Below are 15,474 nucleotides of genomic sequence, written 5' to 3'. Positions count from 1 at the left end.
TCACGTCGGCTGCGGCATGCTGGAGCTCCCTGAAATACTCGAGATGGGAGATACGCCATGCCCCGCCACAGCGCTGTCACTACCCCCCACCTGGACGCCAAGACCCGCCGCAAGCTGGAAGACCAGCGTCGCATGGCGTTCCGCCGGGCCATCGAGCACTACAACGACGAGCGTCAGCTCAATCAGGCCATCGACGATTATCCCGAGCTGATCGCCATCAATTACGTGCGCTTGCTGCGCAGCGAGGCGCGCCGCCAGCCCGCCGCGTAGGGTGCGCCGCGCGCACCATTCGGCTGGAATGCCGCCAGTGGTGCGCATGGCGCACCCTGCGAAACGGCGCGGCGCGCTACAGGCTGAGGTTCAGCGCGTTGATCTGTGCCCGGTTGTTGCGGATGAACTCGAGGAAACTCAGGGCCACCGGACTCAGGCGGCGGTCGCGCGGATGCACCACGCACCAGCTGTGCTGCAGCGGCAGCTCGCTCACCGGCAGCTCGCGCAGGCGGCCGCTGGCCAGCTCCGAACTCACCGCGTGGCGGGGCAGCAGGGCCAGGCCGAGGCCGGCCAGCACGCCGGCGCGCTGCGCCTCTTGGGAGCCGAGCTGCAGGGTCTGGGCGAAGTGCGCGCGCTTGTCGTGGCAGAACGCCTCGCAGGCCTGGCGGGTGCCGGAGCCCGGCTCGCGCACCAGCAGCGGCCAGGCGGTCAGCTCCTGCAGGCCGAGGCGCTCGTGCTGGCACAGCGGGTGCCCGGCCGGGGCCACGGCGACGATGTGGTTGGTGAGGAACGGATTGAATTCCAGGTTCATGCCGGTGGGCACCTGGGAGAGGATCATCAGTTCGTCGCGGCTGACGCCGAGGCGGCGCAGCGCCTGGGCATGGCTGGTGACGGTGAGCTGCAGGCCGACTTCGGGGTGCTGCTGGCGAAACGCGGCGAACAGGTGGGGGACGAAGTATTCGGCGCTGGATTCCACGGTCAGGCTGAGCTGGCCCTGCAGCGAGCCGCGCAGGTCGGAGAGCTGCATGTCGAGGCTTTCCAGGCGGCCGAAGATGTCCGCGCCGGCGCGGCGCAGCGCCTCGGCGGCATCGGTGAGGTAGAGCTTCTTGCCGACGTACTCGAACAAAGGCTGGTCGAGCAGCTCCTCGAGCTGGCGGATCTGCTGGCTGACCGCCGGCTGGGTCAGCGCCATTTCCTCGGCGGCGCGGCTGTAGGAGCGGGTTTCGCACACGGCGCGGAACACCTGCAGCTGGCGCAGGGTCAGGCGCATCAGGTACTTGCGCATGGCGGAAGGCCTCTATGGCGGGCTTTTCGAGAAGTATAAGTTAATACTTATGCTCATCCCAATAATTATTCATTTTTAGTAATCCATCTCTCGGCGCTAGGGTATTTGCACCTGCGGCCTGACCGGCCGGTCAGCCAGCCCAGCCGAGGGAGACCTCCGTGATAAGAAAAATCCTCATCGCCAACCGTGGCGAGATTGCCGTGCGAATCGTGCGTGCCTGTGCCGAGATGGGCATCCGCTCGGTGGCCGTGTATTCCGAAGCCGACCGCCACGCGCTGCACGTCAAGCGCGCCGACGAAGCCCACAACCTCGGCGACGAGCCGCTGGCCGGCTACCTGAACCCGCGCAAGCTGGTCAACCTGGCCGTCGAGACCGGTTGCGACGCCCTGCACCCGGGCTACGGCTTCCTCTCCGAGAACGCCGAACTGGCGGAGATCTGCGCCGAGCGCGGGATCAAGTTCATCGGTCCGTCGGCCGAGGTCATCCGCCGCATGGGCGACAAGACCGAGGCGCGTCGCTCGATGATCGCCGCCGGCGTGCCGGTTACCCCCGGCACCGAAGGCAACGTCGCCGATCTGGAAGAAGCGCTGCGCGAAGCCGGCCGCATCGGCTACCCGGTGATGCTCAAGGCCACCTCCGGCGGCGGCGGCCGCGGCATTCGCCGCTGCAACTCGCAGGAAGAACTGGAACAGGCCTACCCGCGGGTGATCTCCGAGGCCACCAAGGCCTTCGGCAGCGCCGAGGTGTTCCTCGAGAAGTGCATCGTCAACCCCAAGCACATCGAGGCACAGATCCTCGCCGACAGCTTCGGCAACACCGTGCACCTGTTCGAGCGCGACTGCTCGATCCAGCGCCGCAACCAGAAGCTGATCGAGATCGCCCCCAGCCCGCAGCTGACCCCCGAGCAGCGCGCCTACATCGGCGAGCAAGCGGTCAAGGCGGCCAAGGCGGTCGGCTACGAGAACGCCGGCACCGTGGAGTTCCTGCTCGCCGAAGGCGAGGTGTACTTCATGGAGATGAACACCCGGGTGCAGGTGGAACACACCATCACCGAGGAAATCACCGGGATCGACATCGTCCGCGAGCAGATCCGCATCGCCGCGGGCCTGCCGCTGTCGGTCAAGCAGGAAGACATCATCCACCGCGGCTACGCGATCCAGTTCCGGATCAACGCCGAGGACCCGAAGAACAACTTCCTGCCGTCCTTCGGCAAGATCACTCGCTACTACGCGCCCGGCGGTCCCGGCGTGCGCACCGACACGGCGATCTACACCGGCTACACCATTCCGCCGTACTACGACTCGATGTGCCTGAAGCTGATCGTCTGGGCACTGACCTGGGAAGAGGCGCTGGACCGCGGCCTGCGCGCGCTGGACGACATGCGCGTGCTGGGGGTGAAGACCACCGCGCTCTACTACCAGGAAATCCTCCGCAATCCGGAGTTCCGCAGCGGCGTGTTCAACACCAGCTTCGTCGAAGCCCACCCGGAACTGATCAACTACTCGGTCAAGCGCAAGCCCGAAGAGCTGGCCCTGGCCATCGCCGCCGCCATTGCCGCCCACGCCGGCCTGTGAGGAATTGAGATGAACAAGAAGATCACCGTCACCGATACCATCCTGCGCGACGCCCACCAGTCGCTGCTGGCCACCCGCATGCGCCTCGAGGACATGCTGCCGATCTGCGCCAAGCTCGACCAGGTCGGCTACTGGTCGCTGGAAGTCTGGGGCGGCGCCACCTTCGACGCCTGCGTGCGCTTCCTCAAGGAAGACCCGTGGGAGCGCCTGCGCCAGCTCAAGGCCGCGCTGCCCAACACCCGCCTGCAGATGCTGCTGCGCGGCCAGAACCTGCTCGGCTACCGCCACTACAGCGACGACGTGGTCAAGGCCTTCGTCGCCAAGGCCGCGGTCAATGGCATCGACGTGTTCCGCATCTTCGACGCGATGAACGACGTGCGCAACCTGCGTACCGCCATCGAGGCGGTCAAGGCCGCCGGCAAGCACGCCCAGGGCACCATCAGCTACACCACCAGCCCGGTGCACACCGTCGCCTCGTTCGTCGAGCTGGGCAAGCGCATGCAGGAGAAGGGCGTCGACTCGATCGCCATCAAGGACATGGCCGGCCTGCTGACCCCCTACGCCACCGCCGAACTGGTGCAGGCGCTGAAGGCCGAGATCGACCTGCCGATCTTCGTCCACTCCCACGACACCGCCGGCATGGGCGCCATGTGCCAGCTCAAGGCCATCGAGGCCGGTGCCGACCACATCGACACCGCCATCTCCAGCTTCGCCTGGGGCACCAGCCACCCGGGCACCGAGTCGATGGTCGCCGCGCTGCGCGGCACCCCGTACGACACCGGTCTGGACCTCGAGCTGCTGCAGGAGATCGGCCTGTACTTCTACGGCGTGCGCAAGAAGTACCACCAGTTCGAGAGCGAGTTCACTTCGGTGGACACCCGCGTGCAGGTCAACCAGGTGCCGGGCGGCATGATGTCCAACCTGGCCAACCAGCTGAAGGAGCAGGGCGCCCTGCACCGCATCAACGAAGTGTTCGCGGAAATCCCGCGCGTGCGCGAAGACCTCGGCTTCCCGCCGCTGGTCACCCCGACCTCGCAGATCGTCGGCACCCAGGCGGTGTTCAACGTGCTGGCCGGCGAGCGCTACAAGACCATCACCAACGAGGTGAAGCTGTACCTGCAGGGCCGCTACGGCCGCGCGCCGGGCAAGGTCAACGAGCACCTGCGCTTCCAGGCCATCGGCAGCGAGGAAGTCATCGACGTGCGTCCGGCCGACCTGATCAAGCCGGAAATGGCCCGCCTGCGCGAGGAAATCGGCAGCCTGGCCAAGTCCGAGGAAGACGTGCTGACCTTCGCCATGTTCCCGGACATCGGCCGCAAGTTCCTCGAGGAGCGCGCCGCCGGCACCCTCAAGCCGGAAGCGCTGCTGCCGCAACCGGACGCGGCCGGCCGCCCCGCCGCGGCCCAGGAAGGCGTGCCTACCGAATTCGTGGTCGACGTGCACGGCGAGAGCTACCGCATCGACATCACCGGCGTCAGCGTCAAGACCGACGGCAAGCGCCACTTCTACCTGGCCATCGACGGCATGCCGGAAGAGGTGGTGTTCGAACCGCTCAACGCCTTCGTCGGCGGCGCCGCCAGCGGCAAGCGCAAGCAGACCGCGGCACCGGGCGACGTCAGCACCACCATGCCGGGCAACATCGTCGACGTGCTGGTGAAGGAAGGTGATGTGGTCAAGGCCGGCCAGCCGGTGCTGATCACCGAAGCAATGAAGATGGAGACCGAGGTACAGGCGCCGATCGCCGGCACCGTCACGGCCATCCATGTGGTTAAGGGCGACAGGGTCAATCCCGGTGAAGTACTCATCGAGATTGGAAGTTAAGTCCTGAAGGGGGAGCCGAATGGCTCCCCTTTTTTTATTCCGTCAGCGCCGATTGATTTTCCGAGACGACCGGTCCAATAATCGGCGCATGACCCAGCCCATCCCCCAGCCGCGCCGCGGCCGCCCGCCCAAGCTCGACCGCGACAACCGCGAGACCCGCGAGGCGTTGCTGCACGCCGGCATGGTCCTGCTCACCGAGCAGGGCTTCCTCAGCACCGGCCTCGACACGCTGCTCAAGCAGGTCGGCGTGCCCAAGGGCTCCTTCTATCACTACTTCGCCAGCAAGGAGGCCTTCGGCCGCGCCGTGCTGGAGCGCTACGCCGCCTGGTTCGCCGCCAAGCTGGATCGCTGGCTGCTCGACGCCCGCCGCCCGCCGCTGGCGCGCCTGGAGGATTTCGTCGCCGATGCCTGTGCCGGCATGGCCCGCCACGCCTGGCGGCGCGGCTGCCTGGTCGGCAACCTCGGCCAGGAGGTGACCCAGCTGCCGGAGGGCTTTCGCGAGCAGCTGGAAGCCGTACTGGGCGACTGGCAGGCGCGCCTGGCCGCCTGCCTGCGCGACGCCCAGCAAGGCGGCAGCCTGGCAGCGACGGTAGATTGCGACGAGCTGGCGGCGTTCTTCTGGATCGGCTGGGAAGGCGCCGTGCTGCGCGCCCGCCTGGTGCAGAGCGATGCGCCGTTGCAGACCTTCATCCGCGGGTTTCTGGCCCTGCTGCCGCGCTGAGTTTTTTATCGCCCATTTCTAGACGATCGGTCTAAAACCTGAGAGGTGTGATCCATGTTCCGCGCCATCCTGATCGACAAGGACGACCACGGCTACCGTGCCAGCGTGCAGACACTCGACGAGGCGCAGCTGCCGCAAGGCGATGTGCGGGTGCGCGTCAGCCACAGCACGCTGAACTACAAGGACGCCCTGGCCATCACCGGCCGCGGGCCGGTGGTGCGCCAGTTCCCCATGGTGCCGGGCATCGACCTGGCCGGCGTGGTCGAAGACAGCAGCCACCCGGACTACCGCGCCGGCGATGCGGTGCTGCTCAACGGCTGGGGCGTCGGCGAGAGCCACTGGGGCGGCCTGGCCCAGGTTGCACGTCTCAAGGGCGACTGGCTGATCCCGCTGCCGGCCGGCTTCAGCGCCGCCGAGGCGATGGCGGTGGGCACCGCCGGCTACACCGCGATGCTCGCGGTGCTGGCCCTGGAGCGCAACGGGGTCACGCCGCCGCAGGGCGAGGTGCTGGTCACCGGCGCCAACGGCGGGGTGGGCAGCTTTGCCATCGCCCTGCTGGCACGCCTCGGCTACCGGGTGGTGGCGTCCACCGGCCGCCCGCAGGAAGCCGACTACCTCAAGGCTCTCGGCGCTGCCGAGATCATCGAGCGCGCCGCGCTGGCCGAGCCGGGCCGGCCGCTGGCGCGCGAACGCTGGGCCGGCGCGGTCGACTCGGTGGGCAGCCACACCCTGGCCAACGTCTGCGCCGGCACCCGCTACGGCGGCACCGTGACCGCCTGCGGCCTGGCCCAGGGCATGGAGTTCCCGGCCACGGTGGCGCCGTTCATCCTGCGCGGGGTGACTCTGGCCGGCATCGACAGCGTGATGCGCCCGCGCGCCGACCGCCTGCAGGCCTGGCAGCGCCTGGCCCGCGATCTGGACAAGGGCCTGCTGGCGTCGATGAGCCGCGAGATCGGCCTGGAAGAAGCCATCCCCGCCGCCGGCGAACTGCTCGCCGGCCGGGTGCGCGGACGGGTGGTGGTGGACGTCAACCGCTGAGACAGCGCTGGCGTACGGCTCGCCGGTGGGAAATGCCTACGGCAGTTTCCCACCCTACGCCAGTCGTCCAGATCGTAGGGTGGAAAACTCGCGCAGCGATTTTCCACGGGGTGGCCATCCACCACCCTCGGTGCGCTAATGGCGGAAAAGACCTGCGGTCGTTTTCCACCCTACATCTCATCACTCCGCCGGGTAGCCTTCGGCCAGGTGCTGGTCCTTGAGCTTCACGTAGTTGGCCGCGCTGTAGGTGAAGAAGGCGCGCTCCTTGTCGCTCAGCGGCCGCGCCTGCTTCACCGGGCTGCCGACGTACAGGTAGCCGCTTTCCAGACGCTTGCCCGGTGGCACCAGGCTGCCGGCGCCGATCACCACCTCGTCCTCGACCACCGCGCCGTCCATGACGATGGCGCCCATGCCGACCAGCACGCGGCTGCCGATGCGGCAGCCGTGCAGGGTCACCTTGTGGCCGACGGTGACGTCGTCGCCGATCTCCAGCGGGTAGCCGTCCGGGTTGAACGGCCCGGCGTGGGTGATGTGCAGCACGCTGCCGTCCTGGATGCTGGTGCGCGCGCCGATGCGGATGCGGTGCATGTCGCCGCGGATCACCGCCAGCGGCCATACCGAGCAGTCGTCGCCGAGCACCACGTCGCCGAGCACCACGGCGCTGGGATCGACAAAGGCCCGCGCGCCGAGCTGCGGGCTGTGGCCCTGAAAGGTTCTGATGGTCACGATAGAAATTTCCTGAGCTGCGTTGACGGGCAATTCTAATTAACATGACCGGGTGAATCTTCCGACTCAAGGTCCAATGCCGTGACTGCAACCAATCCCCTGCTGCAAGCCTTCGACCTGCCGCCCTATTCCGCCATTCGCCCGGAGCATGTCGAGCCGGCCGTCGACCAGATCCTCGCCGACAACCGCGCCGCCATCGCCGCGATCCTCGCGCAACAGGGCAGCACGCCCGACTGGAACGGCCTGGTGCTGGCGCTGGACGAGCTGAACGCGCGCCTGGGCCGCGCCTGGAGCCCGGTCAGCCACCTCAACGCGGTGTGCAACAGCGCCGAGCTGCGCGCCGCCTACGAGGCCTGCCTGCCCAAGCTGTCGACCTACTACACCGAGCTGGGCCAGAACCGCGCGCTGTACCAGGCCTGGCACGCGCTGGCCGCCAGCCCGGCGGCGGCCGGCTTCGAGCAGGCGCAGCAGACCATCCTCAAGCACACCCTGCGCGACTTCCACCTGAGCGGCATCGACCTGCCGGAAGCCGAGCAGCAGCGCTACGGCGCGATCCAGATGAAGCTCTCCGAGCTGTCCAGCCGGTTCTCCAACCAGGTGCTCGACGCCACCCAGGCGTGGACCAAGCAGATCGCCGACGAAGCCGCGCTGGCCGGTCTGCCGGACTCGGCCAGGGCGCAGATGCAACAGGCCGCCCAGGCCAAGGGCCTGGATGGCTGGCTGGTGACCCTGGAGTTCCCCAGCTACTACGCGGTGATGACCTACGCCGACGACCGCGCCCTGCGCCAGGAGCTGTACACCGCCTACGCCACCCGCGCCTCCGACCAAGGCCCCAACGCCGGCCAGCACGACAACGGCCCGCTGATGGCCGAGCTGCTCGACCTGCGCCAGGAGCTGGCCCGCTTGCTCGGCTTCAAGCACTACGCCGAGCTGTCGCTGGCCACCAAGATGGCCGAGTCCACCGAGCAAGTGCTGGGCTTCCTCCGGGATCTGGCGGTGCGCGGCAAGCCGTTCGCCGAGCAGGACCTGGCCGAGCTGCGCGCCTTCGCCGCCGAGCGCGGCGTCAGTGATCTGGCCAGCTGGGACGTCGGCTACTTCAGCGAGAAGCTGCGCCACCAGCGCTACGAGATTTCCCAGGAGCAGGTGCGCGCCTGGTTCCCGATCGACAAGGTGCTGTCCGGGCTGTTCGCCATCGTCGAGCGTTTGTACGGCATCCAGATCGAGGAACTCAAGGACTTCGACACCTGGCACCCGGACGTGCGCCTGTTCGAAATCCGCGAGAACGGCGCGCACGTCGGGCGCTTCTTCTTCGACCTCTACGCCCGCGCCAACAAGCGCGGCGGAGCGTGGATGGACGGCGCCCGCGACCACTGGCGCAACAGCGCCGGCGAACGCATCAGCCCGGTGGCCAACCTGGTGTGCAACTTCACCCCCGCCGCACCCGGCAAGCCGGCGCTGCTGACCCACGACGAGGTCACCACCCTGTTCCACGAGTTCGGCCACGGCCTGCACCACCTGCTGACCCGCGTCGACTATGCCGGCGTTTCCGGCATCAACGGCGTGGCCTGGGATGCGGTGGAGCTGCCCAGCCAGTTCATGGAGAACTGGTGCTGGGAGCCGGAAGGCCTGGCGCTGATCTCCGGCCACTTCGAGAGCGGCGAGCCGCTGCCACAGGAGCTGCTGGACAAGATGCTGGCGGCGAAGAACTTCCAGTCAGGCCTGATGCTGCTGCGCCAGCTGGAATTCTCGCTGTTCGACTTCGAGCTGCACGCCACCCATGGCGACGGGCGCAGCGTGCTCGAGGTGCTGCAGGCGATCCGCGACGAGGTGTCGGTGATGCAACCGCCGGCCTGGAACCGCTTCGCCAACAGCTTCGCGCACATCTTCGCCGGCGGTTACGCGGCCGGCTACTACAGCTACAAGTGGGCCGAGGTGCTGTCGGCCGATGCCTTCTCCAAGTTCGAGGAAGAGGGCGTACTCAACCCGGCCACCGGCCGCGCCTTCCGCGAGGCGATCCTCGCCCGCGGCGGTTCGCTGGAGCCGATGCAGCTGTTCGTCGACTTCCGCGGCCGCGAGCCGTCGATCGACGCGCTGCTGCGCCACAGCGGCCTGAGCGAGGAGGTGGCAGCATGAGCGAGGAAATCCTGCAAAAACCCCGGCGCTTCATCGCCGGCGCGGTGTGCCCGGCCTGCGAGGCGATGGACACCATCCAGATGTGGGACGAGGACGGCACGCCCAATCGCCACTGCGTGACCTGCGGCTACGCCGACACCCTCGACGCCCGTGGCAACTCGGTGCCCAAGGAGCTGCCGACCCGGGTCAACGTCAGTGCGCTGAAACCGAAGGTGGCCGACCCCAAGGTGCAGACCGTGCAGTTCTTCCCCAATCCGAAGCTGAAGAAGCCGGAGTAGGGGCGGAGCCAGTCCGCGTAGGGTGCGCCTGCACCAGCGCCGCTGCTGTGGCATATGGGTGCGCATGGCGCACCCTACGGGGCTGGCCGAGAGCAAGGCGCCCACCGCAAGGTCGGCGCCTTTTTCGTGCCTGCGCTTCAGCCCAGCCCGCCGAGCAGCAGCGGCAGGCTGAGGGCGGCGAGCAGGGTCTGCAGGGTGATGATGCCGGCCATCAGGTGGCCGTCGCCGCCGAGCTGGCGGCTCAGGGTGTAGGCGGAGGGCGCGGTGGGCAGGGCGAAGAACAGCATCAGCAGAGTGCTTTCCAGGCTCGGCAGGGCCAGCGCACGGGCCACGGCGAAGGCCAGCAACGGCATCAGCAGCAGGCGCGCCAGGCTGTTGCCGAGCAGCGTCGGGCCTTCGCCGCGCAGCTCCTGCGGACGCAGGGCGGCGCCGACGCAAAGCAGGCCGAGCGGCAGGCTGGCGGCGGCGAGCAGGCCGAGCAGGCGCTCCGTGCCGGCGGGCAGGCCGAGGCCGGTCAGGTTGAGCAGCACGCCGCCGAGGCAGGCAAGGATCAGTGGGTTCCTGGCGATCGGCAGCAGCAGGCCGCGCGCGCTGATCCCGCGCTCGGCGCTCAGCGCCCACACCGACAGCACGTTCACCGCCGGCACCAGCAGCGCCAGCAGCAGCGCCGCCAGGGTCAGCCCCGCCTGGCCGTACAGGCTGCCCACGGTGGCCAGGCCCAGGTAGGTGTTGAAGCGCAGCGTGCCCTGGACCAGGGCGCCGAAGCGCGCCGCCGGCCAGCCGCGCAGGCGGCGCAGCGCCAGCAGGCCCAGCCAGCCGAGGCCGAGGGCCAGCAGCACCGCCAGCGCCAGGCGCGGCAGCGCCGGGTTGTCCAGCGGCGCGCGGGCCAGGCTGCTGAGCAGCAGGGCGGGGAACAGCAGGAAGTAGTTGAGGCGCTCGGCGCCGGGCCAGAAGGCTTCGCCGGGAAAGTCGCTGCGGCGCAGCAGATGGCCGGCGACGATCAGGGCGAACAATGGCCAGAGGGCGAGCAGTAGGGCGGACATGGCAGCTCCGTGGCAGGGCGGGGCGCGCTGCGCCAGCGGTGGTGGGGGCGTCGCCCGGCAGTCTAGCGGCAAACACGACCGGCGGTCGTGTCCTCAGGGCAGCAGCAGGCCGCCGCCGGCCCGGTGCAGTGCGCGCAGCTGGTCGCCGATCTGTTTGACATTGGCCTCGCCGTCGTCCAGTTCGCGGCGCCGTTCGGGCTTGAGCAGGGTCAGCAGCTGGCTGTCGAGCTGGTCGCTGAGCTGGCGCAGCTGGCTCTGGCGCTGGCTGCTCTCGTGCTCCAGGCGCTGCCATTCGCCGGGTTGCGGCAGGCCGTAGCCGCCGTCGAGCAGTTCCGCCGGGCGACTGAGGAAGCCGCTGTTGGCCAGCAGCTGTTCGAGGGTGTGGTCGGCTGAGGCGTTGCTGCCACCGCGCGCGCGGCGGCCGAGGTAGTCCTGCTTGAGGTCGTCCTGGGCCAGCTGCAGCTGGCGGCGCCGGGCGGCCTGCTCGAGCAGCAGCAGGGCGGCGCTGGCGCGCAGGTCGGCGCCGGCAAAGTGGCGACGGCGCTCGGCGGCGGGCTGCGCCAGCCAGTCCTCCACGCTGCTCTGCGGCAGCGCCAGGCGCTCGCGGGCGATGGCGAACATGGCCTGGTAACGCTCGCGGAAGGAGTCGAAGCGGTAGCCCAGGCGCAGCGCCTCGCGCGGGTCGTCGAGCACGTGGGTGTCGGCCAGGCCGCGGCCTTCGAGCAGCTGCAGCAGGCCGCTGGGGGTGATGCTGTCGAGGTCGGCGAGACGCGGATCGCCAGTGCCGCTCCTGAGCAGCTTGAGGGTTTCCACCGCGCAGTTGTTGCTGAGGAACCAGTAGTCGCCGTCGTGGCTCCAGTGCAGTTCGGCGGCGTGCTCGGCCAGGGCCGCGATCTGCGCGCGCGACAGGCGCAGCGGCAGCGAGGCCAGGCTGCGCAGCTCAGTCTTGGTGTATTCGTCGATCACCTGGCCGAGCGGCAGGACGAACAGGCGCGAGGGATAGGCGCCGGTCAGGCCGTCCCAGCTGGACAGCTGCACGTCGCCGACGAAGGCGCGGTAGGACAGCACCAGGTGCTGGTCGAGGTCCAGCCGGCAGTCCGGGCCGCGCGGACGACCGGGGGCGCATACCACCAGGCGCAGCATGCTGTGGCCCCAGCGGCTGACCCACTGGTCGTTGGCTTCGGCGAACAGGTAGTCCACCGCGTAGATGCGCGCGGGGTCGAGGCGGCCGAGCGGCTGGCGGGCGAAGTCGCTGCCGGCGTTGAGGTAGGCCAGTTCGCTGGCGCACTCGGCGCTGCCCGGCGGACTCCAGGCGAAGTGCTCGCGCAGGTAGCGCTGCAGCGCCGGCCGCCGGCAGGCGTAGCTCGGGTCGAGCAGGAAGTACTCCAGGTTGACCGCGACGAACTCGCGGGGATTGCTCAGCTCGTAGCTGTCCGGGCTGCGCAGCCACTGCGGGTTGTCCGTCTCGCGGGCACCGCGCTGGCCGACGCGCTCGGCCCAGCCGGCCAGGTCGAGCAGGCGCGGGTCGTCGGAGAGGGTGAAGCGCCGCGCGCTCTGCCCGCGGCATTCGCTCGGCAGGCCGACGGCACCGAGGCTGGCGGCCTGCTGGCGGCAGCGACGGATCAATCGCGCCTCGTCCGCCGGCCAGGCGCGGGCGCGGTCGTAGAGATGGGTCAGCTCGTGCAGCAGGGTGGCCAGCAGCTCGCGGCGTTGGGTGGCGTGCGGGCGGCCGGTGGCCTGGGTGGCTGCGCTGCCGTCGGTGAGTGCCGGCAGCAGGCGGGCGTTGAGTTCGAAGGCGTCGAGGCGGGTCAGGCGGCCGTAGACCTTGGCCGGCAGCGCGTCGCTCCAGCGCACCGCCACCGTGCGCGGCAGCTGCTGGCGCAGGCGCGGCGGCAGGGCGGCCAGCGCCTCGTCGAGCAGGGCCTGGCTGGCCTGGCGCTGGGCCGGGCTCAGGCCCTGTTCGTGCAACTGCAGGCGCAGGCCGGCAGGTGCGGCATGGGCGGGAGGCGCCAGGCTGGTCTGGACCAGAACGCCCAGCAGCAGGGCGAGACCGCCCAGCGCCGCCCGTCCATTCATCACAGGGCGAGCAGGGCCTGCGCCAGTTCGGCGTCGCTGGCCTGGCGGGCTTCGGGCACGCGCTCGCGCACCACGTGCAGGGCGGCTTCCAGCTGGGCGCCGCGGATGCTGCCCTCGCTGGCGACGAAGCTGGCGGCGTCGTCGCGGGCGGCCTGCACCAGCTTCATGTCGCGGACCGAGGTGGTGGTATCAGAGGTGAAGTCGAAGCTGCGCTCGAGGGCGCGGACGATGATGTTGCTGGTGGCGACCAGGGTCTGGGCCTGGGCGCTGCCGGCGGCGAGCAGGACGAGGGTGGCGGCGAGCAGGGAACGGCGCATGGCGAATCTCCGGTGAAGGTGGACGAGGCGCGTAATGTATTGATTCGCATGCGTCCGTGCCAGTCGCGCGGGGTCTGGCTGTGACCGGGGCGGCGTCTGGCGCCGCCGCCGGCAGCCCTCATCAGAGGGCGAGGATCGCCCGGGCCAGCTGCTGGTCATCGGCCTGCACCTGCGGCGCCTGCTGGCGGATGTGGCGCAGCGCGGCCTCGAGCTGGGCGCCGCGGATGGCGCCGTTGCTGGCCACGAAGCTGGCGGCATCGTCGCGGGCGGCGCGGACGATCTTGTCGTCGTCGAACGAGGAGGAGATGTCGCTGGTGCTTTCGCTGGCGTTGGCGGTCAGGCCGCCCAGGGTGTCGGTGGTGGCGACGAAGCTGGTGGCGGAGGCGCTGGTGGCGAGCGCCAGCAGGGCGGCGCCGGCAAGAAGCGGGAAGCGAGTCATGAGGTGAAATCCTGTTCGGGTTGATTCGATAGTTGAGACCGCGCGCAGGGCGCGGGGTTCGCCGGGATCGGCGCTGGGCGGCGCGGTGACGGCGCTGGCCTGCGGCGCAAACACCGACGGTCCATTGTCAGTCGATGTGGCGGCCGGAAACAACTGCGCCGCCCGAAGGCGGCGCAGTGGTGCAGCGGTCAGTGAATCAGCCGCGGCGGATTACTTCTTGACCAGCATGCTGCCGGTTTCTTCCAGATTGATGTGCCACTGCAGGGCTTCGCGCAGGATGTGCGGAGTGTGACCGCCCTTGGCGCAGGCGCGCTCGAAGTAGTCGTTCAGCTCGTCGCGGAAGTCCGGGTGTACGCAGTTGTCGATGATCGCACGGGCGCGCTCGCGCGGAGCCAGGCCACGCAGGTCGGCCAGGCCGATCTCGGTGACCAGCACGTCGACGTCATGCTCGTTGTGGTCGACGTGGCTGACCATCGGCACGACGCTGGAGATGGCGCCGCCCTTGGCGATGGACTTGGTCACGAAGATGGCGGTGTGGGCGTTGCGGGCGAAGTCACCCGAACCACCGATGCCGTTCATCATCTTGGTGCCGCCCACGTGGGTGGAGTTGACGTTGCCGTAGATGTCGAATTCCAGCGCGGTGTTGATGCCGATGATGCCGAGGCGACGGACGATTTCCGGCAGGTTGGAGATTTCCTGCGGACGCAGTACCAGCTTGTCCTTGTACTTCTCCATGTTGCCGAACACGCGCTCGCCGCAGCCGCTGGACAGGGTCATCGAGCAGCCGGACGCGAAGGTCATCTTGCCGGCGTCGATCAGCTCGAAGGTCGAGTCCTGCAGTACTTCGGAGTACATGGTCAGGTCATGGAACGGCGAGTTGATCAGGCCGCACATCACGGCGTTGGCGATGCTGCCGATACCGGCTTGCAGCGGCAGCAGGCTGTTGGTCAGGCGTCCGGCTTCCACTTCCTTCTTGAAGAAGGCGATCAGGTTGTCGGCGATGGCCTGGGTCTCGTGATCCGGCGGGGTCACGGTGGACGGCGAGTCCGGGGTTTCGCTGATGACGATGGCGACGATCTTCGCCGGGTCGATCTGGATGTAGGGGGTGCCGATGCGGTCATCGACGTTGATCAGCGGAACCGGACCGCGGTGCGGACGGTTGGCCGGGATGTAGATGTCGTGCAGGCCTTCCAGGTTGGCGTTGTGCGCCATGTTGATCTCGATGATCACTTCCGGGGCCTGGGTGGCGAAGCTGGCGGAGTTGCCGACCGAGGTCGACGGCACGATGTAGCCTTCTTCGGTGATGGCGACCGCTTCGATGATCGCGATGTCCGGCACCTTGATCTGGTGGCTGCGCATCTGCTCGACGGTTTCCGACAGGTGCTGGTCGATGAACATGACCTTGCCGTCGTTGATGGCCTTGCGCAGGGTGTTGTCGACCTGGAACGGCATGCGGCGAGCCAGTGCGCCGGATTCGGTCAGCTGCTTGTCGAGGTCGTTGCCCAGGCTGGCACCGGTGACCAGGGAGATCTTGCGCGGGGAGGTCTTGGCCAGTTCGGCCAGGGCCTTCGGCACCGCCTTGGCTTCACCGGCGCGGGTGAAACCGCTCATGCCGACGGTCATGCCGTCCTTGATCAGCTTGGCAGCTTCGGCTGCGGTGGTGACTTTTTCGAGCAGATAGGACAGGCGGATACGATCACGGTACATGGACGGTTCCTTTATATACGGCGTATGACGAACACAGTCCGTCGAGTCTAAGGATTCGCCATCGCTACGCCTTTAATACTAAGGTCGTAATGCGCCGAACGGTTTTTTGCCCTAATCGCGACCTTTTGTCGCAGAAAAAAGCCGCCTCCGCAGGGCGGAGACGGCTTTTTCGCGGCTTTTCGGCGCAGTTACTCGACGGCCTTGAGCATGTCCTCAATGACCTTCTTGGCGTCGCCGAACACCATCATCGACTTGTCCATGTAGAACAATTCGTTGTCCAGGCCGGCGTAGCCGCTGGCCATCGAGCGCTTGTTGACGATCACGG

15 protein-coding genes are annotated in these 15,474 nt (G+C 68.5%); 7 read left to right on the top strand and 8 right to left on the bottom strand.

The features are described from left to right. Window positions 1–57: 57 nt before the first annotated feature. A complete protein-coding gene (locus KRX52_RS10445) occupies window positions 58–270 on the top strand; it encodes a PA3496 family putative envelope integrity protein (RefSeq protein ID WP_217681679.1) in 213 nt (70 codons plus the stop codon). A gap of 76 nt (window positions 271–346) precedes the next feature. On the opposite strand, the gene KRX52_RS10440 is transcribed toward KRX52_RS10445, so the two are convergent. After that, window positions 347–1,276, bottom strand: coding sequence for a LysR family transcriptional regulator (locus tag KRX52_RS10440; protein ID WP_302850366.1), 930 nt, complete (start codon window positions 1,274–1,276; stop codon window positions 347–349). Between the two features lie 158 nt (window positions 1,277–1,434). Here KRX52_RS10440 and KRX52_RS10435 point away from each other — a divergent pair, with 158 nt between their 5' ends. The 4 genes from KRX52_RS10435 to acuI all read left to right on the top strand — a co-directional run bounded on the left by KRX52_RS10435 (window position 1,435) and on the right by acuI (window position 6,430). Further along, complete coding sequence (locus KRX52_RS10435) at window positions 1,435–2,850, top strand: acetyl-CoA carboxylase biotin carboxylase subunit (RefSeq protein ID WP_217681678.1); 1,416 nt, start codon at window positions 1,435–1,437, stop codon at window positions 2,848–2,850. 9 nt (window positions 2,851–2,859) lie between these two features. Continuing rightward, window positions 2,860–4,671: a sodium-extruding oxaloacetate decarboxylase subunit alpha gene (oadA, locus tag KRX52_RS10430; RefSeq protein ID WP_217681677.1), complete on the top strand. Its 1,812-nt coding sequence runs from the start codon at window positions 2,860–2,862 to the stop codon at window positions 4,669–4,671. 88 nt (window positions 4,672–4,759) lie between these two features. Then, a complete protein-coding gene (acuR, locus tag KRX52_RS10425; RefSeq protein WP_217681676.1) occupies window positions 4,760–5,392 on the top strand; it encodes an acrylate utilization transcriptional regulator AcuR in 633 nt (210 codons plus the stop codon). 54 nt (window positions 5,393–5,446) lie between these two features. After that, window positions 5,447–6,430, top strand: a complete 984-nt coding sequence (acuI, locus tag KRX52_RS10420) for an acrylyl-CoA reductase (NADPH) (RefSeq protein WP_217681675.1) — start codon at window positions 5,447–5,449, stop codon at window positions 6,428–6,430. Between the two features lie 180 nt (window positions 6,431–6,610). On the opposite strand, the gene KRX52_RS10415 is transcribed toward acuI, so the two are convergent. Beyond that, window positions 6,611–7,156, bottom strand: a complete 546-nt coding sequence (locus tag KRX52_RS10415; RefSeq protein WP_217681674.1) for a gamma carbonic anhydrase family protein — start codon at window positions 7,154–7,156, stop codon at window positions 6,611–6,613. Between the two features lie 81 nt (window positions 7,157–7,237). Here KRX52_RS10415 and prlC point away from each other — a divergent pair, with 81 nt between their 5' ends. Beyond that, window positions 7,238–9,289, top strand: coding sequence for an oligopeptidase A (gene prlC, locus KRX52_RS10410; RefSeq protein WP_217681673.1), 2,052 nt, complete (start codon window positions 7,238–7,240; stop codon window positions 9,287–9,289). Beyond that, the gene (locus tag KRX52_RS10405) at window positions 9,286–9,567 is read left to right on the top strand and encodes a YheV family putative zinc ribbon protein (protein WP_217681672.1); all 282 of its coding nucleotides are present in this window, start codon (window positions 9,286–9,288) and stop codon (window positions 9,565–9,567) included. The genes prlC and KRX52_RS10405 overlap by 4 nt, the downstream gene beginning before the upstream one ends. A 137-nt stretch (window positions 9,568–9,704) precedes the next feature. On the opposite strand, the gene KRX52_RS10400 is transcribed toward KRX52_RS10405, so the two are convergent. From KRX52_RS10400 to KRX52_RS10375, 6 genes are all read right to left on the bottom strand, one after another. After that, window positions 9,705–10,610: an AEC family transporter gene (locus KRX52_RS10400; protein WP_217681671.1), complete on the bottom strand. Its 906-nt coding sequence runs from the start codon at window positions 10,608–10,610 to the stop codon at window positions 9,705–9,707. 93 nt (window positions 10,611–10,703) lie between these two features. Then, on the bottom strand, window positions 10,704–12,686 hold the full coding sequence (locus KRX52_RS10395) for a DUF7844 domain-containing protein (RefSeq protein ID WP_217681670.1): 1,983 nt from the start codon (window positions 12,684–12,686) through the stop codon (window positions 10,704–10,706). After that, the gene (locus KRX52_RS10390; protein ID WP_217681669.1) at window positions 12,686–13,003 is read right to left on the bottom strand and encodes a DUF2388 domain-containing protein; all 318 of its coding nucleotides are present in this window, start codon (window positions 13,001–13,003) and stop codon (window positions 12,686–12,688) included. The genes KRX52_RS10395 and KRX52_RS10390 overlap by 1 nt, the downstream gene beginning before the upstream one ends. A 121-nt stretch (window positions 13,004–13,124) precedes the next feature. Further along, window positions 13,125–13,442, bottom strand: a complete 318-nt coding sequence (locus tag KRX52_RS10385) for a DUF2388 domain-containing protein (RefSeq protein WP_217681668.1) — start codon at window positions 13,440–13,442, stop codon at window positions 13,125–13,127. 210 nt (window positions 13,443–13,652) lie between these two features. Next, complete coding sequence (gene scpC, locus KRX52_RS10380) at window positions 13,653–15,149, bottom strand: succinyl-CoA:acetate CoA-transferase ScpC (RefSeq protein WP_217681667.1); 1,497 nt, start codon at window positions 15,147–15,149, stop codon at window positions 13,653–13,655. 188 nt (window positions 15,150–15,337) lie between these two features. Continuing rightward, a partial coding sequence (locus KRX52_RS10375) for an NAD(P)(+) transhydrogenase (Re/Si-specific) subunit beta (RefSeq protein ID WP_217681707.1) occupies window positions 15,338–15,474 on the bottom strand: 137 nt, incomplete at its 5' end.

The organism is Geopseudomonas aromaticivorans, assembly GCF_019097855.1.
Lineage (GTDB): Bacteria > Pseudomonadota > Gammaproteobacteria > Pseudomonadales > Pseudomonadaceae > Geopseudomonas > Geopseudomonas aromaticivorans.
The sequence above is the reverse complement of the archived record's forward strand: the minus strand, read 5'-3'. Positions and strand labels throughout refer to the sequence as shown.

Coding starts and splice junctions, on each gene's coding strand:
- acuI (WP_217681675.1), top strand. CDS start 5,447: ATGTTCCGCGCCATCCTGATCGACAAGGACGACCACGGCTACCGTGCC.
- KRX52_RS10405 (WP_217681672.1), top strand. CDS start 9,286: ATGAGCGAGGAAATCCTGCAAAAACCCCGGCGCTTCATCGCCGGCGCG.
- KRX52_RS10395 (WP_217681670.1), bottom strand. CDS start 12,686: ATGAATGGACGGGCGGCGCTGGGCGGTCTCGCCCTGCTGCTGGGCGTT.
- KRX52_RS10440 (WP_302850366.1), bottom strand. CDS start 1,276: ATGCGCAAGTACCTGATGCGCCTGACCCTGCGCCAGCTGCAGGTGTTC.
- acuR (WP_217681676.1), top strand. CDS start 4,760: ATGACCCAGCCCATCCCCCAGCCGCGCCGCGGCCGCCCGCCCAAGCTC.
- KRX52_RS10385 (WP_217681668.1), bottom strand. CDS start 13,442: ATGACTCGCTTCCCGCTTCTTGCCGGCGCCGCCCTGCTGGCGCTCGCC.
- oadA (WP_217681677.1), top strand. CDS start 2,860: ATGAACAAGAAGATCACCGTCACCGATACCATCCTGCGCGACGCCCAC.
- KRX52_RS10390 (WP_217681669.1), bottom strand. CDS start 13,003: ATGCGCCGTTCCCTGCTCGCCGCCACCCTCGTCCTGCTCGCCGCCGGC.
- KRX52_RS10400 (WP_217681671.1), bottom strand. CDS start 10,610: ATGTCCGCCCTACTGCTCGCCCTCTGGCCATTGTTCGCCCTGATCGTC.
- scpC (WP_217681667.1), bottom strand. CDS start 15,149: ATGTACCGTGATCGTATCCGCCTGTCCTATCTGCTCGAAAAAGTCACC.
- KRX52_RS10445 (WP_217681679.1), top strand. CDS start 58: ATGCCCCGCCACAGCGCTGTCACTACCCCCCACCTGGACGCCAAGACC.